The organism is Pseudomonas putida (genome assembly GCF_001941965.1).
In the GTDB taxonomy this organism is placed as follows: domain Bacteria; phylum Pseudomonadota; class Gammaproteobacteria; order Pseudomonadales; family Pseudomonadaceae; genus Aquipseudomonas; species Aquipseudomonas putida_L.
This window is the reverse complement of the sequence record NZ_MKZO01000018.1, coordinates 77,797-99,743: the sequence shown is the minus strand read 5'-3', so window position 1 is coordinate 99,743 and position 21,947 is coordinate 77,797. Positions and strand designations below refer to the sequence as shown.

Annotated in this window: 21 protein-coding genes and 1 pseudogene; 12 read left to right on the top strand and 10 right to left on the bottom strand. The window is 65.4% G+C overall.

Features of this window, described 5'->3' with window-relative positions; translation table 11 throughout:
* Positions 1-38 precede the first annotated feature (38 nt).
* A complete protein-coding gene (locus PSEMO_RS12020) occupies positions 39-1,835 on the top strand; it encodes a PAS domain S-box protein (RefSeq protein WP_086937218.1) in 1,797 nt (598 codons plus the stop codon).
* Positions 1,836-1,849: 14 nt separating this feature from the next.
* Positions 1,850-2,476, top strand: coding sequence for a response regulator transcription factor (locus PSEMO_RS12015; RefSeq protein ID WP_075803308.1), 627 nt, complete (start codon positions 1,850-1,852; stop codon positions 2,474-2,476).
* 92 nt (positions 2,477-2,568) lie between these two features.
* On the opposite strand, the gene PSEMO_RS12010 is transcribed toward PSEMO_RS12015, so the two are convergent.
* Positions 2,569-2,889: a DUF883 family protein gene (locus PSEMO_RS12010; RefSeq protein WP_075803290.1), complete on the bottom strand. Its 321-nt coding sequence runs from the start codon at positions 2,887-2,889 to the stop codon at positions 2,569-2,571.
* A gap of 134 nt (positions 2,890-3,023) precedes the next feature.
* On the opposite strand from PSEMO_RS12010, the gene PSEMO_RS12005 reads away from it, so the two are divergent.
* Complete coding sequence (locus tag PSEMO_RS12005; RefSeq protein WP_075803289.1) at positions 3,024-3,290, top strand: hypothetical protein; 267 nt, start codon at positions 3,024-3,026, stop codon at positions 3,288-3,290.
* A 3-nt stretch (positions 3,291-3,293) separates the two neighbouring features.
* Here the strand turns inward: PSEMO_RS12005 and PSEMO_RS12000 are convergent, their stop codons facing one another.
* The gene (locus PSEMO_RS12000) at positions 3,294-3,752 is read right to left on the bottom strand and encodes an LEA type 2 family protein (protein ID WP_075803288.1); all 459 of its coding nucleotides are present in this window, start codon (positions 3,750-3,752) and stop codon (positions 3,294-3,296) included.
* Between the two features lie 133 nt (positions 3,753-3,885).
* Here PSEMO_RS12000 and PSEMO_RS11995 point away from each other — a divergent pair.
* From PSEMO_RS11995 to zapE, 6 genes and pseudogenes are all read left to right on the top strand, one after another.
* A pseudogene (locus PSEMO_RS11995) lies at positions 3,886-4,392 on the top strand (RNA polymerase sigma factor); the annotation flags it as partial.
* Between the two features lie 4 nt (positions 4,393-4,396).
* Entirely contained in the window at positions 4,397-5,275 is an 879-nt protein-coding gene (locus PSEMO_RS11990) for a FecR family protein (protein WP_075803286.1), read from the top strand.
* 117 nt (positions 5,276-5,392) lie between these two features.
* Entirely contained in the window at positions 5,393-7,834 is a 2,442-nt protein-coding gene (locus PSEMO_RS11985; RefSeq protein WP_075803285.1) for a TonB-dependent receptor, read from the top strand.
* Positions 7,835-7,990: 156 nt separating this feature from the next.
* Positions 7,991-8,272 carry a hypothetical protein gene (locus PSEMO_RS11980; RefSeq protein WP_075803284.1) on the top strand — a complete coding sequence of 94 codons (282 nt, stop codon included), beginning with the start codon at positions 7,991-7,993 and terminating at the stop codon, positions 8,270-8,272.
* 24 nt (positions 8,273-8,296) lie between these two features.
* Positions 8,297-9,445, top strand: a complete 1,149-nt coding sequence (locus PSEMO_RS11975; RefSeq protein WP_075803283.1) for a PQQ-dependent sugar dehydrogenase — start codon at positions 8,297-8,299, stop codon at positions 9,443-9,445.
* Between the two features lie 165 nt (positions 9,446-9,610).
* A complete protein-coding gene (gene zapE / locus PSEMO_RS11970; protein ID WP_075803282.1) occupies positions 9,611-10,714 on the top strand; it encodes a cell division protein ZapE in 1,104 nt (367 codons plus the stop codon).
* A gap of 139 nt (positions 10,715-10,853) precedes the next feature.
* Here zapE and PSEMO_RS11965 read toward each other — a convergent pair whose 3' ends face one another.
* Complete coding sequence (locus tag PSEMO_RS11965) at positions 10,854-11,288, bottom strand: YqaA family protein (protein WP_075803307.1); 435 nt, start codon at positions 11,286-11,288, stop codon at positions 10,854-10,856.
* A gap of 202 nt (positions 11,289-11,490) precedes the next feature.
* On the opposite strand from PSEMO_RS11965, the gene PSEMO_RS11960 reads away from it, so the two are divergent.
* Positions 11,491-12,060, top strand: a complete 570-nt coding sequence (locus PSEMO_RS11960) for an antibiotic biosynthesis monooxygenase (protein WP_075803281.1) — start codon at positions 11,491-11,493, stop codon at positions 12,058-12,060.
* A 58-nt stretch (positions 12,061-12,118) separates the two neighbouring features.
* A complete protein-coding gene (locus tag PSEMO_RS11955; RefSeq protein ID WP_075803280.1) occupies positions 12,119-12,937 on the top strand; it encodes an alpha/beta fold hydrolase in 819 nt (272 codons plus the stop codon).
* Between the two features lie 64 nt (positions 12,938-13,001).
* Here the strand turns inward: PSEMO_RS11955 and PSEMO_RS11950 are convergent, their stop codons facing one another.
* The 7 genes from PSEMO_RS11950 to PSEMO_RS11920 form a co-directional block, all read right to left on the bottom strand.
* The gene (locus tag PSEMO_RS11950) at positions 13,002-13,379 is read right to left on the bottom strand and encodes a helix-turn-helix domain-containing protein (protein ID WP_075803279.1); all 378 of its coding nucleotides are present in this window, start codon (positions 13,377-13,379) and stop codon (positions 13,002-13,004) included.
* A gap of 48 nt (positions 13,380-13,427) precedes the next feature.
* Positions 13,428-14,681 (bottom strand): OprD family porin, encoded by a 1,254-nt coding sequence (locus PSEMO_RS11945; RefSeq protein ID WP_075803278.1) that lies wholly within the window; start codon positions 14,679-14,681, stop codon positions 13,428-13,430.
* Positions 14,682-14,750: 69 nt separating this feature from the next.
* Entirely contained in the window at positions 14,751-15,662 is a 912-nt protein-coding gene (locus PSEMO_RS11940) for a LysR substrate-binding domain-containing protein (protein WP_075803277.1), read from the bottom strand.
* Positions 15,663-15,818: 156 nt separating this feature from the next.
* The gene (locus tag PSEMO_RS11935; RefSeq protein WP_075803276.1) at positions 15,819-17,606 is read right to left on the bottom strand and encodes a monovalent cation:proton antiporter-2 (CPA2) family protein; all 1,788 of its coding nucleotides are present in this window, start codon (positions 17,604-17,606) and stop codon (positions 15,819-15,821) included.
* 144 nt (positions 17,607-17,750) lie between these two features.
* Entirely contained in the window at positions 17,751-18,179 is a 429-nt protein-coding gene (locus PSEMO_RS11930; RefSeq protein WP_075803275.1) for a DUF411 domain-containing protein, read from the bottom strand.
* Positions 18,180-18,301: 122 nt separating this feature from the next.
* The gene (locus tag PSEMO_RS11925; protein WP_075803274.1) at positions 18,302-19,150 is read right to left on the bottom strand and encodes a copper resistance protein B; all 849 of its coding nucleotides are present in this window, start codon (positions 19,148-19,150) and stop codon (positions 18,302-18,304) included.
* Positions 19,143-20,876 (bottom strand): copper resistance system multicopper oxidase, encoded by a 1,734-nt coding sequence (locus tag PSEMO_RS11920; RefSeq protein ID WP_075803273.1) that lies wholly within the window; start codon positions 20,874-20,876, stop codon positions 19,143-19,145. The genes PSEMO_RS11925 and PSEMO_RS11920 overlap by 8 nt, the downstream gene beginning before the upstream one ends.
* 167 nt (positions 20,877-21,043) lie before the next feature.
* On the opposite strand from PSEMO_RS11920, the gene PSEMO_RS11915 reads away from it, so the two are divergent.
* On the top strand, positions 21,044-21,790 hold the full coding sequence (locus PSEMO_RS11915) for an SDR family oxidoreductase (RefSeq protein WP_075803272.1): 747 nt from the start codon (positions 21,044-21,046) through the stop codon (positions 21,788-21,790).
* The last annotated feature ends 157 nt before the right edge of the window (positions 21,791-21,947 follow it).

The window sequence follows — 21,947 nt, the reverse complement described above, 5'->3', positions numbered from 1 at the left end:
TATGGTACAACTACTATAAAAACAGCGGAGCCATCGTTGTGACCCTCATTCCCTCGGCCTTGCTCGACAAGGACCCGCAACCCTCGTTGCTGCTCGACGCCAACGCCGTGCTGCGTGCCGCCAACCCGGCCATGCTCGGCGAGCTCAATGGCTGGCCGCCGCAAAGCCTGTCGCTGTTGCTGCCGGCCAACCATGCCGCGCTGGTCAGCGCCTGCCTTGGCCAGCAGCGGGCGATCGCCGAAGTGGAGAGCCTGGCCGGCGAGCGCATCCTGTTGTGGACCTTCATCCCCGCCGGCGCCGACCAGGTCATCGCCCGCTGCCGCGACGCCACCAGCGAGCGCCGCGCCGAGCGCGAGGCGGCCCAGGCCCGGCGCCTGTACCGCTTGATCACCGAGAACACCACCGACCTGATTTCCCGGCATACCCCCGATGGCGCGTTCCTCGACGCCTCGCCCGCCTCGTACCGCCTGCTCGGCTACTGGCCGGAGGAATTGCGCGGGATCAAGGTGCAGACCCTGCTGCATCCCCACGACTGCCGCCAGTACCTGACCCAGGCCTCGGCGGCGCTGGAGCGCGACGGCTACCAGACCATGACTTGCCGCGTGCGCCACCGCGACGGCCGCGACCTGTGGTTCGAGATCGCCAGCCGCGCCATCCGCGAAACCTATACCGGCGCGGTGGTGGAGATCGTCAGCGTCTCGCGGGATATCAGCGTGCGTATCGAAGCCCAGGAAAACCGTCGGCGCCTGGCCGAAGTGGTGGAAGCCAACACCGACCTGGTGCTGTTCACCGACCCGGACGGACGCCTGACCTACCTCAACCGTTCGGCCCGTCGTGCCCTTGGCCTGACCGATGTACAGATCGCGCCACGCCTGGGCGAACTGCTCGACGCCGACGCCTGCCAGCGCCTCGACCAGGAAGGCTGGCAGCGCGCCGAGCGCGAGGGCGTGTGGCAGTGCGAAGCGCGGTTGGCGCCCTACAACGGCAGCGCGGCGTTTCCCGTTTCGCTGGTGCTGCTGGCGCACACGGCGGCGGGCGGCGAGCGCTACTACTCGCTGGTGGCCCGGGACATGACCGAGCGCGAGCTGCGCGAAACCCAGCAGCGCCGCCACCAGGACGAACTGGCCCACACCGCGCGCCTGGTCACCCTGGGCGAGCTGGCCTCGGGCATCGCTCACGAAATCAACCAGCCGCTGGCCGCCGTGCTCAACTACGCCGCCGCCAGCCAGCGTTACCTGCATGCCCTGGAACGCGACCCGCAAGCCGCCGGCCGGGTTGCCCAGGGCCTGCAACGGATCAGCGAGCAGGCGACCCACGCCGCCGAAGTGATCAAGCGCCTGCGCGCCTTCCTGCGCAAGGAGCCGCGGCGCCTGCAGGCGCTGTCGGTGGCTGCGGTCGCGCGCGAGGCGGTGCGCCTGTGTGCCTGGGAAGCGACGCAGGCACAGGTGACGATCGAACAGCGAATGACCGACAATCTGCCGCCGGTCTACGCCGACCGCGTGCTGCTGGAGCAAGTGCTGCTCAACCTGCTGCGCAATGCCATCGACGCCAATCGCGAGCGCCAGCCGGGGCAGCCGTCGCGGATCGTGCTGAGTGGCGCGCAGGAGAGCGGGCGCCTGCTGGTCCAGGTGATCGACCAGGGCCCGGGCGTGGCGCCGGAGCAACTGGACGGCATCTTCACCCCCTTCACCACCAGCAAGGCGGAGGGGCTGGGCTTGGGCCTGAGCATGAGCCGCAGCATCGTCGAAGGTTTCGGCGGCACCCTGACGGCCGGTCCGGGCGAGGGCGGGGGACTGATTCTGAGCTGTCGGCTGGCGCCGGCGGCAAGTGTTTGAACAAGGGGATTGTGATGCAGGATCCGAAGGTCTATGTGGTCGACGACGACCAGGGCATGCTCGACTCCACGGTCTGGCTGCTGGAGTCGGTGGGGCTGCAGGCATTGCCATTCACCAGCGGCCAGGCGTTTCTCGACGCCTGCGACGGCGACCTGCCGGCCTGCGTGCTGCTCGATGTGCGCATGCCCGGCATGGGTGGGCTGAGTGTGCAGGAAGCCCTGAGGGCGCGGGGGATCGACCTGCCGGTGATCTTCGTCAGCGGGCATGCCGACGTGCCGATCGTGGTGCGGGCGTTCAAGGCGGGCGCCTGTGACTTCATTGAAAAGCCGTACAACGACCAGATGCTCCTGGACAGCGTGCAGGAGGCCTTGGGGCGTTCGTCGCAGATCCAGGTCGGCAGCCGCCAGCGTGACGCCGTGCAGGCGCGGATCGACAGCCTGACGCCGCGCGAGCGCGATGTCTTCGTGCCGTTGGTCAAGGGCTATACCAACCGGGAAATTGCCGAGCAACTGGAGGTCAGTGTGAAGACCGTGGACCTGTATCGCTCGCGGGTGATGAAGCGCATGCAGGCCGAGCATCTGGCGGAGCTGGTGGGGATGGCGATTGCTTGTGGGGTGGTGGAGCCTCTGAATCTTCGCTGACCTTCAGGGCCTCATCGCTGGCAAGCCAGCTCCCACAGGGTGGGAGCTGGCTTGCCAGCGATGAGGCCCTGAAATTCAATAAGGATCCCGGATCAGGAACGACGCCCCAGCAACAACCCCACCACCAATCCAAACCCCGCCGAAATCGCCACCGTCTGCCACGGATGCCCGCCAATGTAGTTTTCGGTCGCATCCACCACCGGGCGCGCCTTGTCGCGAACATTGCCCACGGCATGACTGGCCTGCTTCAACTTGAGCTGCAACTGCGCGCGCAGGGTCTCGGCTTCCTCACCGACCAGTGCGGCGCTGTCGTCGAGCAGCCTCTCCGACTCCTCGATCAGCGCCTGCAGCTCGCTGAACGCCTGGTCCTTGATTTGCTCGCTATCGATGTTACGGGTGGTTTTCCTGGCCATCTACGCTTCCTCGGATTAAGTGATCGTCGATCCTTGATGGACGCCCGTTGCTACGGAAAAGTTGCACCGGTTTGCAGGGCATCGGCGGCTACAGTGTAAGATAGCGCCCATTTTCAAGCGGCAGGAATTACCCCATGAGTTTCAATCTGGCCAACAAGAGCTTCGCCGAACGGGCCGAGATCGAAGACGAGAAAGCCCGGCTGTTCGCCCTGTGGCAGACCAACCTGGTCAAGGCCAAGGGCGAGGCCGTTCGCCTGATCGGCGAAAAGCCGCGGCGCAAGGGCAAGTGGGCGGAGTGGGTGCGGGCCGAGCTGGACGCCATGTCACCCCCGGAGTTCGCCAACATGGTGCGTGGCGAGGTCAACAAGCTGATGGCCGCGGCCAGCGCCAGCAAGTCCTGACCTTCAGCGCGGCAGCTCGAAGGTGCCGCGATCCTTGAAGCGCATCGTGCCGAAGGCACCGCCGGCGAGCTTGCCATTGACCTCGTAGGGCATGCCGTCGAGGCTGCTCATCTGGCTCAGGCCCAGGGCCTGGCGCAGCACCGAAAACGCGGTAATGCTCACCGGCACCACCAGCACCTGCTCGCTGAAGCGGCCGATGCTGCCATGCTGGTCGCTGACCCCGGCGGCCAGCGGCTGGCCATTGACCTCCAGGTTCAGGGCCACGCCATTGAAGTCGATGGGCGTCTCGTTGGGGTTCTGCACCCGCAATTTCACCGCCATGCGCAACTCCAGGTCCTGGCCGGGCAGGGGGTCGATGCCGATCACGCTGATGTTCACCGGGTCCCGCCCCTGAAACAATGCACAGGCCGACAAGGTCAGGATCAGGCTCAGGCCGGCGAGGTGGCGCAACAGGCGGGACATGGCAATTTCTCCAGAGACAGATTGCCCCGGAGTGTGGCAAATGCACGGCGGCGTTGAAAGTCGGACATGACTTGAAAGATAATCCTTCTCATTAAAGTCCATGTCCTCCCTTTCACGGCGATCTTTCCCACCCATGCTGACGTCCCCCGCCTCCGGGCTGCTGGCCAGTTTCCAGGAGCATTACGATGACCTCCTGCTGTTCCTGACCCGGCGCATGAACGACCGCCAGCGCGCGGCCGACGTCGCCCAGGAGACCTGGCTCAAGCTGGTGAAGATCGACGAACAGGACATCCCGGTCCTGCATGCGCGCAGTTTCATCTTCCGGGTCGCCGGCAACCTGGCCATCGATACCCTGCGCCGCGAGCAGCGCCAGGAAAGCAACCTCGGCGACAGCGACACGGCCGAGCAGATGGTCTGCCCGGGGCCGGCGCCGGAAGCCACGCTGCTGGCCCGGGAACGCCTGGCCATTCTCGACGAAGCCCTGCTGCAACTCTCCGACAATGCCCGCCAGGCGTTGCTGCTCAACCGCGTCGAGGGCCTGACCCAGGCGCAGATCGCACAACGACTGGGCGTTTCCGAAAGCATGGTGGCAAAATACATCGGCCAGGCCCTGCGCCACTGCCGGGACTGGCTCAAGCACAACCATGACTGAAGCGCCCATGTCCAGCGAACCCCAGCCCCTTATCGATCTGTCCGACGCCGCCATCGACTGGCAGGTCCTGCTGCACTCGGGCAGCGCCAGTGCCGCCGATCGTGCGCGCTACCAGCGCTGGCGCGGACTCAGCGCCGAGCACCTGCTCGCCGCCGAGGAGGCCGAGGCGTTGTGGGGCGATATCGGGCATACCGAAGCCGCCGCGCAATTGCCCGCCGCGCCGCGTCGCAGCCGGCGCTGGGGCTCGGCCATCGCCGCCTCGCTGCTGCTGGCGCTGGTCGGCTACGGCGGCTGGCAACAGGCGCCGGCACTGTTGGCTGACTACCACACCAGCACCGGAGAACGCCGCACCGTCACCCTGGAAGATGGCTCGCGGGTCACCCTCAACAGCGCCAGTGCGTTGTCGGTGAAGTACAGCGCCGAGCGCCGCCTGGTGTCGCTGCGCGAAGGCGAGGCGTTGTTCGAGCCGGCGCAGGACCCGCGTCCGTTCGTGGTCGAGGGCGGTGGCGAAGCCGTGCAGGGCAGCGACGCAGTGTTCAGCGTGCGCCGCCTGGGCAATGTTCCTCGTGTGGTGGTCGCCCGGGGCGAGGCGCGCATCGGCGAACAGCGGCTCGCGGCCAGCCCCGACGCGCAGGCGCAGACCGCCTGGCAACGCGGCAAACTGATCTTCAACGGTCGCCCGCTGCGGGAGGTGATCGCCGAGCTGGAGCGCTATCAGCAGGGCAGCATCCTGATTTCCAACAGCCAGCTTGGCGCCTTGCCGGTCAGCGGCGTGTTCGATCTCAACGACCCGCACGACCTGCTGCGCACCCTCGAACAGCGCTATGACCTGAAGGTCACCTACCTGCCGTGGCTGGCCGTCCTGTACTGATTTCAGCTGCCGATAAAAAATTTTCGAAAAATCACTGCAAGTTCTGCACAGCCGAATCGTCGTAGTGAGACTGATCAGCAAGTCATTCTCATTTACGTATTCGTCTGGAAGAAAACAGTGAAAGGTCCGTCCCCGTCCTCAGCACGTTCCACCCGTTCCTTCAAACAGGCCCTGCTGGCTTCGGCGGTAGCCGCCGGTCTTTGTGGCGCCTTCACCGCCCATGCCGCCGAAGCCGCTACTCCTGCGCAGATCAGCGCCTCCCAGGCCCGCCAGGTCAGCCTCGACCTGCCGGCGCAAAGCCTCGACAAGACCCTGACCCAATTCGCCGACCAGGCCGACCTGCACCTGCTGTACACCACCAGCGATGTCGCCGGCCTCGACAGCCCCGGCCTGCGCGGCAACTACAGCATCGAGCAGGCCCTGCAACAGCTGCTCGCCGGGAGCGGCATGAGCTGGCAGTTCAGCGATGTGCGCACGGTGATCCTGCGCAAGGCCGAGCCCCAGGCCAGCATCGCTCTCAAGGCCATCGAGGTCAGCGTGGCCTCGCGGACCAGCACCGCGATCAGCGAGATCCCCGGCACCGTCTGGGTGGTCGACCAGGAGCAGCTCAAGGAGCAGATCAGCAGCGGCGTGAGCCTCAAGGAAGCCATCGGCAAGCTGGTCCCGGGCCTCGACCTGGCGCCGGAAGGCCGCACCAATTACGGCCAGAACATGCGCGGGCGCAACGTCCTGGTGATGATCGACGGGGTCAGCCAGAACAGCTCCCGCGGCCTATCGCGGCAGTTCGACAGCATCTCGCCGTTCAACGTGCAGCGCGTCGAAGTGCTCTCCGGGGCCAGCGCCATCTACGGCGGCGGCGCCACCGGCGGGATCATCAACATCGTTACCAAGAAGGGCGAGGAGGGCGCGGCGCGCTTCGAGACCCAGGTCGGTGCCAGCAGCGGTTTCAACAACAGCGACGATCTGTCGACCCGCATCGCCCAGTCGGTCAGCGGTGGCAACGAGCGGATCAACGCACGCCTGGGCGTTTCCGCGGAGCAGAACGAAGCCTTCTACGACGGTGCCGGCGAGCAGATCTTCATCGACAACACCCAGACCGACCTGCAGTACAACCGCACCATCGACGTGCTGGGCAGCCTCGGCATGCAGTTCAACGAAGAACAGAGCCTTGACCTGCTGGCCCAGTACTACGACTCGGGCAACCACGGCAGCACCGGGATCTACTTTCCGCACCTGAACTACAATGCGCCGTCGGACCTGGAGGACGCCGAGCTGCGCAGTGGCCTGTCCAGCGACCTCGAACCCCAGACCCGGCGCCTGCTGCTCAACGCCAACTACCACCACGCCGATGTGCTCGGCCAGGACTTCTACCTGCAGGCCTCGTACCGCAAGGAAGACGACAACTTCTATCCGTTTCCCTACTACAACAGCGGCACGCCGCGGGGATCGCGCGGTGTGTACTTCGCCGCCTCGCAGCAGAACTTCGAGGTCTCCAGCCTGAAGGCGCTGTTCGCCAAGCAATGGGACACCCTCAAGCTGACCTACGGCGTCGATCTCGACCGCGAGCGCTTCAATGCCGAGCAGAGCACCTTCGATGCGCGCACCTCGTCCAGCAGCGGCGGCCTCGAACTGGAAACCGCGAGCAAGGCGCCGCGGTATCCCAGCTACCGGGTCGACGGTGTGTCTGCCTATGCCCAGCTGGACTGGCACCTGACCGATAACCTGACCCTGTCCGGCGGCGCCCGGCGCCAGCAGATGGACGTGGAGGTCGGCGACTTCAAGGGCATTCCCGGCGGCAGCAACGACTACCAGGTCAACCTGTACAACCTTGGCGCCATCTACGACTTCAAGAACGGCCATCAGGTCTGGACCAACTACGGCGAAGGCTTCGACCTGCCGGACCCGGCCAAGTACTACGGCAAGGCCGGCCTGAGCGTGGATGACAACCCGCTGGCCGGGATCAAGAGCCGCCAGGTCGAGATGGGCTGGCGCTACGCCGATGTGGACTGGGACGCCCAGGCGGCGGTGTACTACATCTGGTCGGACAAGGTCATCAGCACCGACTCGGCGACCCTGACCATCAACGTCGAAGACAAGAAAAGCCGCGACTTCGGCTTCGAAGGCGCGCTGACCCGACGCTTCGACAGCGGCTGGGAAGCCGGCAGCACCCTGCACCTGGTGCGTTCCGAGGAGGAAGACAGCGACGGCGACTGGATCAAGCGCGATGCCCGCTACGCCTCGTTGTCCAAGTCCACCGCCTTCGTCGGCTGGAAGGGCGACGGGCGCAACGCGCGCCTGCAGGCCAACCACGCCTTCACCCTCAAGGACGATGCCGACCACAAGATCTCCGGCTACACCACCTTCGACCTGCTGGGCAGCCAGGAGACCGGCTTCGGCACCTTCAGCGCCGGCATCCAGAACCTGCTGGACAAGCAATACAGCACCGTCTGGGGCCAGCGCGCGACGCTGTTCTACTCGCCAACCTACGGCCCGGCGTACCTGTACGACTACCAGGGGCGCGGTCGCACCTACACCCTGAGCTGGTCGCTGGCCTATTGAGGCCGCAGGAGCGGGGGTAAACGCTTCCCTCGTAACAAAATGAATCACCTGCGCCGCCTCCGGCGCTTTCTTGGCGAACCTCTCGCACCTTAGGCTATCCAATCTTCGCAGATGCCCAAGGCGCGGGAGGTCCCCATGTCACGCCGACGCTTGCCGATGCTGTTCGCCGCTGTCCTTGCCGTTTTCGCGGCCGGGTCCGTGCTGGCGGCGGGTGAAAACAACCCGCAGAACAGCCCGATCCGCGATATCAACCCAAACAGCCAGCAGGGCAGCGTGCCTGCCACGCCGCCCGTGCGCGGCCCGTCCACACAACCGCCACAGCGCACGCCGACCCTGGAAAACCGCGGTATCGGCAACGGCAACAACCTGCGCCGCGAACAGCAGGCGCCGCGCCTGGAACCCATCCGCCCACCGCGCGATTCACAGCGCGTGCCTTAATTGCCCTTCAGAAAGGAATCCTGCATGACCTCACGATCCTGGCTGCTCGCTGTCGGTACTGCCGCTCTCTTGCCACTGCTCGCCCAGGCCGCGCCTGAACGAACCTTTCCCAGCGAGGAGGGCACGCTCAAGGTGGCGACCCTGGCCGAGGGCTTGAAACACCCCTGGGCCCTGGCCTTCCTGCCCGACAACCAGGGCATCCTGGTCACCGAGCGCCAGGGCAACCTGCGGGTGATCGGCGCCGAAGGCCGGGTCGGTGCACCGTTGAACGGCGTACCGGAAGTCTGGGCCAAGGGGCAGGGCGGCCTGCTCGACGTGGTGCTGTCGCCGACGTTCAAGAAGGACCGGCTGGTCTACCTGTCCTTTGCCGAGGGCGGCGGCGAGGGCGGCAAGGCCGGCACGGCGGTGGGGCGCGGGCGGCTGTCCGCCGACCTGTCGGCGCTGGAGGACTTCAACGTGATCTTCCGCCAGGCGCCGAAACTCTCCAGCGGCAACCATTTCGGCTCGCGCCTGGTGTTCGACCGCGATGGCTACCTGTTCATCGCCCTCGGCGAGAACAACGAACGGCCCACCGCCCAGGACCTCGATAAGTTGCAGGGCAAGGTGGTGCGCATCCTGCCCGACGGCGAGATCCCCAAGGACAACCCCTTCGTCGGGCAAAAGAATGTGCAGCCGGCGATCTGGTCCTATGGCCACCGCAACCAGCAGGGCGCGGCGCTCAACCCCTGGACCGGCCAGCTGTGGACCCATGAGCACGGTCCGCGCGGTGGTGACGAGATCAACATCCCCAAGCCCGGCAAGAACTACGGCTGGCCGCTGGCGACCCACGGCATCAACTACTCGCTGATGCCGATTCCCGAGGCCAAGGGCAAGGAAGTCGAAGGCACGGTGGCGCCGCATCATGTCTGGGAAAAATCCCCGGCGATCAGCGGCATGGCCTTCTATGACGGCGGGCGCTTCAAACCGTGGGATCACAACCTGTTCATCGGGGCCCTGGCGACCCAGGAAGTGATCAGGTTGCAGCTCGATGGCGACAAGATCGTCCATGAAGAACGGATGCTCGGGCAGTTGAATGCCCGGGTGCGGGATGTGCGGGTGGGGCCGGACGGGTTCCTGTATCTGCTGACGGATGAGGAGGATGGGGAGTTGTTGAAGGTGGGCTTGGCCGAGTAGTTCTCGGCTGCCTTTCGGGCCTCACCGCTGGCAAGCCAGCTCCCACAGTGACCGCGTGCACCGCCAACCCTGTGGGAGCTGGCTTGCCAGCGATGAGGCCCTCAAATTCCACACACAATTAGTGGCTTACTGATATACCCTGTGCCCTTTTCCCCGAGGGTCTGCATGTCCGCCACCCCCCTGGCCCTGTACCGCCAAGCCATCGAACAACAGGGCTTCATTCCCGACCCCGCCCAGCAGGCCGCCGTCGAAGCCCTGCAGGCCTGTTTCGACGCCCTGCAGAACGGCGAGCCGGCCACGGGCGTCTACCTCTGGGGCCCGGTCGGTCGCGGCAAGACCTGGCTCATGGACCAGTTCCACAGCTGCCTGACCATCCCCTCGCGGCGCCAGCATTTCCACCATTTCATGCGCTGGACCCACCAGCGCCTGTTCCAGCTCAATGGCACCGCCGACCCGTTGCAGGCCCTGGCCCGCTCCCTCGCCGAAGAAATCCGCGTGCTTTGCTTCGATGAACTGTTCGTCAACGATATCGGCGATGCGATCATCCTCGGTCGCCTGTTCCAGGTGCTGTTCGAGGCCGGCGTGGTGGTGGTCGCCACTTCCAATCTGCCACCCCGGGAGCTGTACGCCGACGGCTTCAACCGCGAGCGCTTCCTGCCGGCCATTGCCGCCATCGAGGCGTCGATGCAGGTGGTGGCGGTGCATGGTGAACAGGACCACCGCCTGCACCCCGGCGCCGAGCAGCAGCGCTACTGGGTGCGGCAACCCGGCCAGCCTTGCGCCCTGGCGCAGGTCTTCGACGAACTGAGCGCTGGCGCCGCGGCCACCGACGCGGACTTGCCCGTCGGCTACCGCACCGTCCAGGTGATCCGCCGCAGCGACAAGGTGCTCTGGTGCGATTACCCGCACCTGTGCGAGCAGCCCCTGGCGGCCATGGAGTTCATGGCCCTGTGCGAAGGGTTCGACGCCATCCTGCTCAGTGGCGTGCCGGCCCTTGGCGCCGCACAACGACCCGGCAGGATTGCCCGGGGCACCGAGGACGCTGCCGAACGGGTGGTGGCCGGCGATCGCGAGCTGCCGCAACTGTCGCCCCAGGACGACGGCGCCCGGCGCTTCATCGCCCTGGTCGACGAGTGCTACGACCAGCGCGTGGCCCTTTACCTGGAAGCTGACGTTGCGCTGGAAGCGCTCTACACCCAGGGCTACCTGGAGTTCCCGTTTCGCCGGACGCTCAGCCGTTTGCGGGAGATGCAGTTGCAGCGCTTCTAGGCTCTGTACGAAATGTATTCGAGCGAAGGCCAGGCAAGGCGAAAACAGGCGAGGAAGCGGAGTTGACTGGTTGTCAATGAGCATTCCGAGCCTGTTTTCAACGCAGCATGGGCGAGTTCGGATGCATTTCGTACAGAGCCTAGCGGCCGAACCAGCCCAGGGTAATCAACGCCAGCACCAGATAGCGCGCCCCCTTGGCGACGGTCACCAGCAACACGAAGCGCCAGAACGGCTCGCGCATGATCCCGGCGATCAGGGTCAGCGGGTCGCCGATCACCGGCATCCAGCTCAGCAACAGCGACCACTGGCCGTAGCGCTGGTAACGCTGCTGCGCCTTGTCCAGTTGCACGGCGGAGAAGGGGAACCAGCGCTTGTCGCGCCAGCGCTCCAGGGCCCGGCCCAGCAGCCAGTTGACGACCGAGCCCAGCACATTGCCCAGGGTTGCGACCAGCAACAGCATGCCCACTGCTTGCGGATCGTGCAGCAGCAGGCCCACCAGCACCGCCTCGGATTGCAGAGGCAGCAGGGTGGCGGCGCCAAAGGCGGCAAGAAACAGACCCCAGTAGCTGAGCACGGTATGGATCACATCCTTTTTCTGGAGGGTACGTAGGATATTTCTCTGCGATTACTGCGACCAGTCGATAAGTGTTCGATTATTTATCGTTCTGTTTTTGGAACGCTAAAGGCGGATTTGCCCATCTATTCCGATAAAGGTGCTGAATTTAAGCTTCTCCCATCAACGCGACCTACCACTTATCGCCAGGGAGATTTGCTCGATGAACACCGCCACTCAGGACAACAGCAACGTGGTCACGCTGGTCATCCAGCACCGCGTCCGCAGCGACGCGCTGGATACCTACGAAACCTGGCTCAAGCGCGCCGTGCAGGCTGCGCGCCGCCAGCCCGGGCACCTGGGCGTCAACGTGATCCGTCCGCAAGAGGGCGGCCGCAACTTCACCACCGTGGTGCGGTTCTGCGAATCGACCCGGCTGCAGGCCTGGGTCAACTCGGCCGAACGCCAGGCAATGATCGAGGAAGTCATGCCCCTGCTCGACGGCGGCGACCACACCGAGGTGCATGATGATCCGGAGTTCTGGTTCACCCCGGTCAGCAGCGGCGGCGCAAAGCAACCACCGCGCTGGAAGCAGGCACTGCTCACCTACCTGGTGATCTGCCCCATGACCCTGCTGGTCCCGGCCCTGCTGGCGCCGTTGTTCGCCGCCTTCCCGGCGCTGGGCGGCCCGCTCACCGGCAACCTGATCGGCAACTTCTTCGTCATCCTGCCGGTGGTATTTTTCATCATGCCGCTGGTAACCCGTCTTGCGGCCGGCTGGCTGCGCGGCTGAACGAATCGACCTTCACGCACTCAAGAAACCTACCCAGGCATTTTCAGGAGATACCTCGATGAGCACCCTCGTTACCCGTGACGGCACCGCGATCTATTACAAGGACTGGGGCAGCGGCAAGCCCGTGCTGTTCAGCCATGGCTGGCCGCTGGATGCCGATATGTGGGATGTGCAGATGGAGTTCCTGGCCAGCCGCGGCTACCGCGCCATCGCCTTCGACCGCCGTGGGTTCGGGCGTTCCAGCCAGCCGTGGAACGGTTATGACTACGACACCTTCGCCGACGATATCGCCCAGTTGATCGAACATCTGGACCTGAATGACGTGACCCTGGTGGGCTTTTCCATGGGGGGCGGTGATGTGACCCGCTACATCGCCCGGCATGGCAGCGAGCGCGTCGCCGGGCTGGTCCTGCTGGGGGCGGTCACGCCGTTGTTCATCAAGACCGCAGACAATCCGGACGGGGTCGACAAGTCGGTCTTCGACGGTATCCGTGACGGCCTGCGTGCGGATCGTGCGCAGTTCATCGCCGACTTCGCCGCGCCGTTCTATGGCATCAACCATGGGCAGAAGGTCTCGCAAGGCGTGCAGGCCCAGACGCTGAACATCGCCCTGCTGGCTTCGCTCAAGGGCACCCTGGACTGCGTGACGGCGTTCTCCGAAACCGACTTCCGCCCGGACATGGCGAAGATCGATGTGCCGACCCTGGTGATCCATGGTGACGACGACCAGGTCGTGCCGTTCGAAACTACCGGGAAGAAGGCGGCGCAGATGATTCGCGGCGCGGAACTGACCGTATACAGCGGAGCGCCTCACGGGTTTGCGGTAACGCATGCGCAGCAGTTGAACGACGACTTGCTGGCGTTCCTGTCTCGTTGATTGGCTGCGTTCTTTCGGGCCTGATCGCTGGCTTGCCAGCGATCAGGCCATCATGGGCAACCCATCAACTTCCTGCTCGCCACCCCAAGGGTGTATCCCCCACAGCCCGGGCAAAACTCCGGCAGAAATGCGCCTGGTCGCAAAACCCGCATTCCAGGGCAATCTGGCTCAGGCTCAAATCCGACCCGCGCAACAACTTCCTGGCCCTGACAATCCGTTGCTGCTGAATCCATAGTTGCGGCGCCACCCCGGTACTGCGCTTGAACGCCCGGGAAAAGTGGCTGCGACTCAGATAACAGGCATCGGCCAGCGCCTGCACCTCGATACCGCTGGCCAATCGATCGAGGATCAGCCGTTTGACCAGGCGCTCCCGCGACCGGCTCAGGCGCCCCTGTAGCGACAGGCTCATGACGAAGCCCCCGTGAAAAAAAACAGCCGCCATTCTTCTCAGGCTGCCTGTTTCACACGAGTTAATCGTTGTTAATTCGCCTCAGAAGCGCCCGCTCAACGGGTAGTCGACGATCAGGTAGACCCGGTCGATGTCGTCCCCCGGCTGCGCCGCATTGCCCCGGTGGCTGACATGGGAGAGCGACACCGACAGATTTCGCGCAGTACCACTTTGCACTACGTACTTCATATCGATATCCCGTTCCCAGTGTCGCCCGTCACGCCCGTACTGCCCGACATAGGCGCCCCCGGCCGGCGCATGGCTGCCATCGATCCCGCGTCCGCTGACATAGCGGCCCATCAGGCTCAGCCCTGGCACGCCGAGGCTGCTCATGTCGAGGTCGTAGCGCAGTTGCCACGAGTGCTCTCCCGGTCCGTTGAAGTCGGCGTACTTGATCGAGTTGGCGAGGTAGATGGAGTCGCCGCCGACGAAATCGAAGGGTGTATCGCCCCGCACCTTCTGGTACGCCAGGGTCAGGGCCTGGGCGCCGAAGCGGTACTTGCCGGCCAGGCTCCAGGCCAGGGTGTCGATGGCCCCGGCACTGGCGTTGCCGGTGTCGCGGGTGTAGTAGAGGTTGCCGTCGAGGGACCAGTCCGCCTGCCTGTAATTCAGGTTGAGGTAGGCCTGGCGCCAGGTGTCCTGCAACTGCGATGCGAACAGCGCAGCGCCCAGAGGCCCGTCAGGCGCCCAGGTCCCGCCCGCGAGGCTGATGGCATGGCCGCGGGTAGTGGCGCCATAGCCGGCGAAGTCGTCGCGGGTCGAGCTGTTGTCCTGGTTGTTGAAGGCGCTGAAGCGTCCGGCTTGCAGGCGCCAATCAGGCAGGTCGGTGTTGTCCAGGAGCCAGCCCGTCGCATATTCCGGGTGCAGGCGTTTGTCGCCGGTATCGAATACCGGGGTTTGCACCTGCATCTCGCCGTAGCGCAGCAGGGTGTTGCCGAGGCGCAGTTTCAGCGCCGCGCCGGCACTGGAATAGTCGGATTCGGCGCGGCCGTCGCTGTCCCGGGGCAGCAGGCCGGTGCCGGCATGGCCGCGACCGCCGTCCAGCTTCAGGCCGAGAAAACCGTGGGCATCCAGGCCGATGCCGACGGTCCCTTCGGTGAACCCGGAGCGCACCTCGCCGATAAAGCCTTGGGCCCATTCCTGGCGGTAGTTCTGGCCCGAGCCGGACGGCGAGCGGAAGTCGCTGTGCAGGAAATAATTGCGGCTGAGCAGCGACCAGCCGGTCTCGTCGGCCTGGGCGCTGCCGAATGCGGCGACGGTGGTGAACAGGGCGAGGTGGCGGGGGAGGCGGTTCATGGCAGGTTCCGGTGCGGGGGAGCCGGAACTCTGGGCCAGTGATGGGTAACCGTCTTGTATCGATGTGCTCTAGGCGATATCGCTCGTGGCGAACTCCTCGGCCAGATGATCGAGTAGCGAGCGTACCGACGGCAGCAGCCCGCGGCGTGACGGGAAGATCGCGTGGACGATGCCGCAACGCGGATGCCAGCCCGGCAGCAGTTCCACCAGGCGTCCCGCTGCCAGGTCCTCGTTCACCGCCACTCGCGGCAGGTGGGCGATGCCGACCCCGGCGACGAGGAAATGGCGCAGGGCGAACAGGTCGTCGGTGACCATGCGCGGGGTATGCGGGATCACCAGGCTGTGGTCCATGTCCTCGCCCTGGAACAGTTCCCACTGGTAGTCGCGCTGGGCGCTGCCCCAGTGCAGGCTGGGCAGTTCGCCGAGCTGTTGCGGGATGAAGTCCTTCGGCAGGGCGTCGAGGAAAGAAGGGCACCCCACCAGGCACTGGGTACTGTTGCTCAGCACCTTCATCACCATGTCGGTGTTTTCCAGCGGCGGGAAGCGCACCCGCAAGGCCAGGTCGAAGCCTTCGTGGAGCAGGTCGACGCGGCGGTTGGTGCTTTCGATGAACAGCTCCACCAGCGGGTACTTGAGCATGTAGCGGGTCAGCATCGGCGCGACCCAGGAATTGAGCAGGGTGGTCGGGCAGCTCAGGCGTACCAGGCCGCGGGGCTCGCTGCGGTTGCGCTCGATCACCTCGGCCGCGCTTTCCGCTTCGACCCGCATGGCCAGGCAGCGCTGGTAGTATTCCTGGCCGATCTCGGTCAGCGAGCAATGGCGGCTGGTGCGCTGCAGAAGACGCACGCCGAGGCGCTCTTCCAGCTCGGCGATGCGCCGGCTGAGCTTCGACTTGGGCATGTCCAGCGCCCGGCCGGCCGGGGCGAAACCGCCGTGTTCGACGACCTGGGTGAAGTAGTAGAGGGCGTTGAGGTCTTCCAAGAAGGGCGGCTCCGGGGGGCAAGGCCTCGGAGTCTACTGCATGTTTCCCTGTTGATCTTCAGGGCCTCATCGCTGGCAAGCCAGCTCCCACAGGTATCGCGTGCACCGCTGAACCTGTGGGAGCTGGCTTGCCAGCGATGAGGCCCGAACGGTCAATCAATCAGCATCGGCCTCGAACAACCGCTCCAGATCCAGACGCGCCTCCTTGGCCGTCTGCATCACCTTGGCCTTGTCATCCCGCACCCGGCCCTGGGCGGCCAGCACTTCCTCGTCGTGGCGGGTGAAACGCCGGATCCGGTCCGCCGCCTGGTCCTCGCTCAAGCCCAGCCCGACCAGGGTCATCCGGCTCATTTCCAGGCTGGAATGGAAGGTCTCGCGGATCGGCTCGGCCCCCACTTCCACCAGTTCATGTACATGCTGGCGGTTGCGTGCCCGGGCCAGCACCTTGAGGTGCGGGTACATCTGCTTGACCCGCTGCGCGGTGCGCGTGGTGGCCTCGGCATCGTCGGTGGTGATGACGAAGTACTCGGCCTCGCCCACCTTCGCCGCATGCAGCACCTCGGGACGCTGGGTGTCGCCGTAGAACACCGGCACCTGTTCGAACATGCGGGTCATCTCGATGGTATCCACCGAGGTTTCCAGGGCAATGAACGGCACCTTCTGCGCCCGCAGGATCCGCGCCACGATCTGGCCCATCCGGCCCATGCCGACGATCACCACCCGCGGGGCGTCGGTGCTGATGTTGCTGTACTGCTCCGGCACTTCCCGTACCGCCTGCGGGCGCTTGCCGAGGCGGGCGCAACCGAGCAGCAGGAGCGGGGTGATGGCCATGGACAGGGTGATGGTCATCAGCAGCATGTCGTAGGTCTGCGCATCGAACAGGCCCTGGTCGCGACCCAGCTTGAACACCACGAAGGCAAATTCGCCACCCGCCGCCAGGACCACGCCCAGGCGCAGGGCACTGACCTTGTTCAGGCCGCCGGCGAAGTGCCCGACCAGCATCAGCAACGGCAGCTTCACCGCCACCAGCAACAGGGTCAGGCCGACCAGCAACAGCGGCATGTCCAGCAGCAGGCGCAGGTTGGCGCCCATGCCCACGCTGATGAAGAACAGTCCCAGCAGCAGGCCCTTGAACGGCTCGATCTGCGATTCCAGTTCATGCCGGTATTCCGAATCCGCCAGCAGCAGGCCGGCGAGGAAGGCGCCGAGGGCCATGGAGATCCCGGCTTGCTCCATCAGCCAGGCGGTGCCGATCACCACCAGCAGCGCGGTGGCAGTGGAGACTTCCGGCAGGCCAGTGCGGGCCACGGTGCGGAACAGCGGGCGCAGCAGGTAACGGCCGCCAACGATGACGATGGCGATGCTGCCGAACACCTTCAGGCCGTGGCTGAGGCTGTCGCCATGACTGGTGTCGGGGCCGGCGGCGGCCAGCAGCGGCACCAGGGCGATCAGCGGAATCGCGGCGATGTCCTGGAACAGCAGGATGGCGAAGGCCAGGCGTCCGTGTGGTGCATTGAGTTGCTTGCTTTCGGCCAGGCTCTGCAGGCCGAAGGCGGTGGACGACAGGGCCAGGCCCAGGCCAAGAACAATGGCCGCCGGCAGCGACTGGGCAAAGCCGAACAGAGCAATGGCGCCGATGACCGCGCCGGTCAGCAGGACCTGGGCCAGGCCGACGCCGAACACCGACTTGCGCATCAGCCACAGGCGCCGCGGCGACAGTTCCAGGCCGATGATGAACAGCAGCAGGACCACGCCCAGCTCGGAAATATGCGCGACGCTCTGGGTATCGCGAACCAGGCCCAGGGCCTGCGGGCCGATCACCACGCCGGCCAGCAGGTAGCCGAGCACGGCGCCCAGTTGCAGGCGCTTGGCCAGGGGAACGGTAACGACGGCGGCGAGGAGGAAGGTCACCGCGGTTTGCAGAAGGCTGCCTTCGTGTGGCATTGCTCGGTCTCCATGAACTGCGTGAGGCAGCGTTTGAACGTGAAAGTCCGGGCATTCTGCTCAGGATAGTCGCTTCCGACAATCCGGCTGGGGCGAGATTGATTGTCGCCCTATTGGTGACAATAGGGCGAGCGGGGCAGGTACTCAGTACTCGGCGATCACCTCATCGGTACCGGCCTTGGTCAGGCCGATGACCTGGTAGGCATCCTTGTGGTCGCCCATTTCCATGCCGGGCGAGCCCATGGGCATGCCGGGCACGGCGATGCCTTTGAGGTCGGGGCGCTTGCCGAGGACGATGATCTGTTCGGCGGGGACGTGGCCTTCAATGAACTGGCCATTGATCACGCCGGTATGGCACGAGGCCAGGCGCGGGGCGACGCCGAGTTTCTGCTTGACCGCGCTCATGTTCGGCTCGACATGGTCGTTGACCGTGTAGCCGTTGTCGCGCAGGTGGCTGATCCACTCCTTGCAGCAGCCGCAGTTGGGATCGCGGTAGACATCAATGGTCTGCCCGGCCTGGGCCAGGGTGCTCAGGGTCAGCAGGCCGAGGGCTGCCAGGTTGTTCTTCAGCATGGGTTTCTCCTTGGAATTTTCTATTGTCTGCAAGGGCCTCATCGCTGGCAAGCCAGCTCCCACAGGGACTGCATGCACCGTACCTGTGGGAGCTGGCTTGCCAGCGATTGGGGCGATACGGTCTAGAACCTTAGCCTGATACCAGCCACCCACCGCGTCTGTCCGATATCCTCACCCTCATCCCGGGCCATCGCCGCCGTCTCGCCATACACCCGGTTGAAGCTCACCCCCACATAAGGCGCAAACCCCGGGGTGATCTCGTAGCGCAAACGCAACCCGGTCTCGCTGTCCGCCAGCCCTGAACCTTGTCCACGACCGGCATCATCCCGCCCGTAGAAATTCACCTCCACCGTCGGCTCCAGCCGCCAGCGCTGGGTCAGCAGGATAGCGTAGGACGCCTCCACCCGCAGCGCGGTCTGTTGTCGCTCGCCCGCGTAGAGCGTGGCTTCCAGCTCCATGCCATACAGCGGCGTGCCCTGGACCCCGAAAGCTGCCCAGCTCTGACCGCTGCCCGGCTTGAAGTCCTGGCGCACGCCGCCGACCACCTCCCACCAGGGGCTGAAGGCATGGCCCCACAGTGCCTGCAGTTCCGCCTTGTGCGTGCGCCCCTGTTCCCGCTCGCCTTCCGTGCGCAGCCACAGCCGGTCGATATCGCCACCGACCCAGGCATTGGCGTTCCAGTTCAGCGCGCTGCTGTTCTCGAAGTGCTGGTACTCCAGCTGTTCGACGGTTACGGCCCAGTTGATCTGCCGGTCATGCACCTGGTGTCCGGGCAGGGGCGGGAACGCCGCCTGGCGATCGGCGTCGGTCACAGGTTTCAGCGGGGTACGCGGTGATTGTGGCGCCCCGTGGCTCATCATGCTGTGATCCATCCCTGAATGGTCCATCGCTGCGGCACGGACTTCCTCGCTGCCCAGCAGCAGAAGCAGGGTCATGCCGCCAAGCAGCGGCCGGTTGAGTCGTTCATTCATCGACGCGCACCTCGCGGAACATGCCGGTCTCCATGTGATAGAGCAGGTGGCAGTGGTAGGCCCAGCGGCCCAGGGCATCGGCGCTGACCCGGTAGCTGCGGCGGCTGCCGGGTGGCATGTCGAGGGTGTGCTTGCGCACCTTGAACCGACCCTGCTCGTCCTCCAGATCGCTCCACAGGCCGTGCAGGTGGATGGGGTGGGCCATCATGGTGTCGTTGACCAGGGTGATGCGCAGGCGCTCGCCGTATTTCAGGCGCAGCGGTTCGGCGTCGGAGAAGCGGATGCCGTCGAACGACCAGGCGAAGCGCTCCATGTGCCCGGTCAGGTGCAGCTCGATCTCGCGTGAGGGTTCGCGACCGTCGGGGTCGGCGAAGGTGCTGTTCAGGTCGGCATAGGTCAGCACCCGACGCCCGTTGTTGCGCAGGCCCAGGCCGGGATCGGACAGGTTGGCCTTGGGCATCATGGCCTGCATGTCCACCAGCGGGTTGCCGGTTTCCGAGGCCGGGTGCTGCTGCATGCCCATGTTCATGCCCGGCATGGCGTGATTCATCCCGCTCATCTGGCTGTGGTCCATGCCGGCCATGCTGCCGTGATCCATGCCGGCCATATCGCCATGGCCCATGTCGGCCATGCTCAGCACCGGCTTCGGTTCCAGCGCCGGCACGGGCGCACTCAGGCCCTGGGCCCGGGCCAGGCTGCCACGGGCATAGCCGCTGCGGTCCATGCTCTGGGCGAACAGGGTGTAGGCCGGCTGGTCGCCAACGGTGACCAGTACATCGTAGGTTTCCGCGACCGCCAGGCGCAGTTCGTCTACCGTCACTGGCTGCACCGGCTGGCCGTCGGCCGCGATCACGGTGAGCTTCAGGCCGGGAATGCGGAAGTCGAAATAGGTCATGGCCGAGCCGTTGATCAGGCGCAGGCGCAGGGTTTCGCCGGGCTGGAACAGGCAGGTGAAGTTGCCCTCCGGGGGCTGTCCGTTGAGCAGGTAGGTGTAGGTGGCGGCGCTGATATCGGCGATATCGGTGGGCGTCATGTGCATCAGCGCCCAGTCCTTGCGGTTGGCCAGGGTGGCCGACCAGCCGTCGCGGGCCACGTCGTCGATAAAGTCACCGACGGTGCGCTGGCGCTGGTTGTAGTAGTCGGCCTGTTTCTTCAGTTGCGCCAGCAGGGCGGCGGGTTTCTCGTCGCTCCAGTCGCTGAGCAGCAGCACGCAGTCGCGCTGGTAGACATGGGGTTCGGGCGTTTTCGGCTCGATGACGATGGCGCCATACACCCCCGCTTGCTCCTGCAGCCCCGAATGGCTGTGATACCAGTAGGTGCCATGCTGCTCCAGGGTGAAGCGGTAGAGGTAGTCGCCGCCGGGCTCGATGCCGGCGAAACTCAGGCCGGGCACGCCGTCCATGTTGGCCGGGAGGATGATCCCGTGCCAGTGCAGCGAGGTGCTTTCCTCCAGGCGATTGCGCACCCGCAGGGTCACGGTATCGCCCTCGCGCCAGCGCAGCACCGGACCTGGCAGGCTGTTGTTGATGGTCAGCGCGGTCTTCGGCTTGCCGGTGATATTCACGGCGGTCTGGCCGATGAACAGCTCGAAATGCTGGCCGTCCAGCTCGACGAAATCATGCGCTCCGCGGGCCCAGGCGTTCGCTCGCCAGAGGCCGAGGCCGCCAAGGGCGCTGGCGGCGGCCAGGCCTTTGACGAAGGTGCGGCGGGTAGGAAAGTGGGGCATGGGGTTGTCAGTCCATCAACGGGGATGCCTGACCATAATCCGCGGCGGCTGACAGCAAACTGAGGTTTGAATTACAGATTTGTCAGCGAGAAAATAGCCCGCCCCGTCAGCGGTTCGTACCGGGTGGGGCAAGGGGATACAAGGTTCATATTGCACCAGGAGTCGCAATGGACAAGGTCATCATCATCACCGGAGGCAGTCGCGGCATCGGCGCCGCCACTGCGCTGCTCGCCGCGCGCCAGGGCTACCGGATCTGCATCAACTATCACGCCGACGACCAGGCGGCCCAGCGGGTGCTGGCCCAGGTCCGTGAACTGGGCGCCGAAGCCATCGCCGTGCGTGCCGATGCCAGCGTCGAGGACGAGGTGATCAGCCTGTTTCAGCGGGTCGATCACGAACTGGGGCCGGTCACGGCGCTGGTCAACAATGCCGGGACCATCGGGCAGCAGAGCCGGGTCGAGGAAATGTCGGAGTTTCGCCTGCTCAAGGTGATGAAGACCAATGTGGTCGGGCCGATGCTGTGTGCCAAGCACGCGCTGATGCGCATGTCGACGCGCAACGGCGGCAAGGGCGGGGCCATCGTCAACGTGTCGTCGGTGGCGGCGCGCCTGGGCTCGCCCAATGAATACGTCGACTACGCGGCGTCCAAGGGCGCGCTGGACACCTTCACCCTGGGGCTGGCCAAGGAAGTGGCGGGCGAGGGTGTGCGGGTCAACGGGGTGCGGCCGGGGTACATCTTCACCGATTTCCACGCCCTGAGCGGCGACCCGGACCGGGTGCGCAAGCTGGAGCCGGGGATTCCCATGGGGCGGGGCGGGCAGGCGCAAGAAGTGGCCGAGGCGATCCTTTGGCTACTGTCGGACAAGGCGTCCTACTCGACCGGGAGCTTCCTGGATCTCGGGGGTGGGCGGTAGTTGTTTGCCGCACTTCAGGGCCTCATCGCTGGCTTGCCAGCGATGAGCATGGGTATCTAGACATCTTTTCCGAAGATCAGTGGTGACCCCGGTCGTTTGTCGAGAGATCGCATTATGGCCACCAGGCGCAAGCCGACAGATCTTCAGCGTTCTTCAG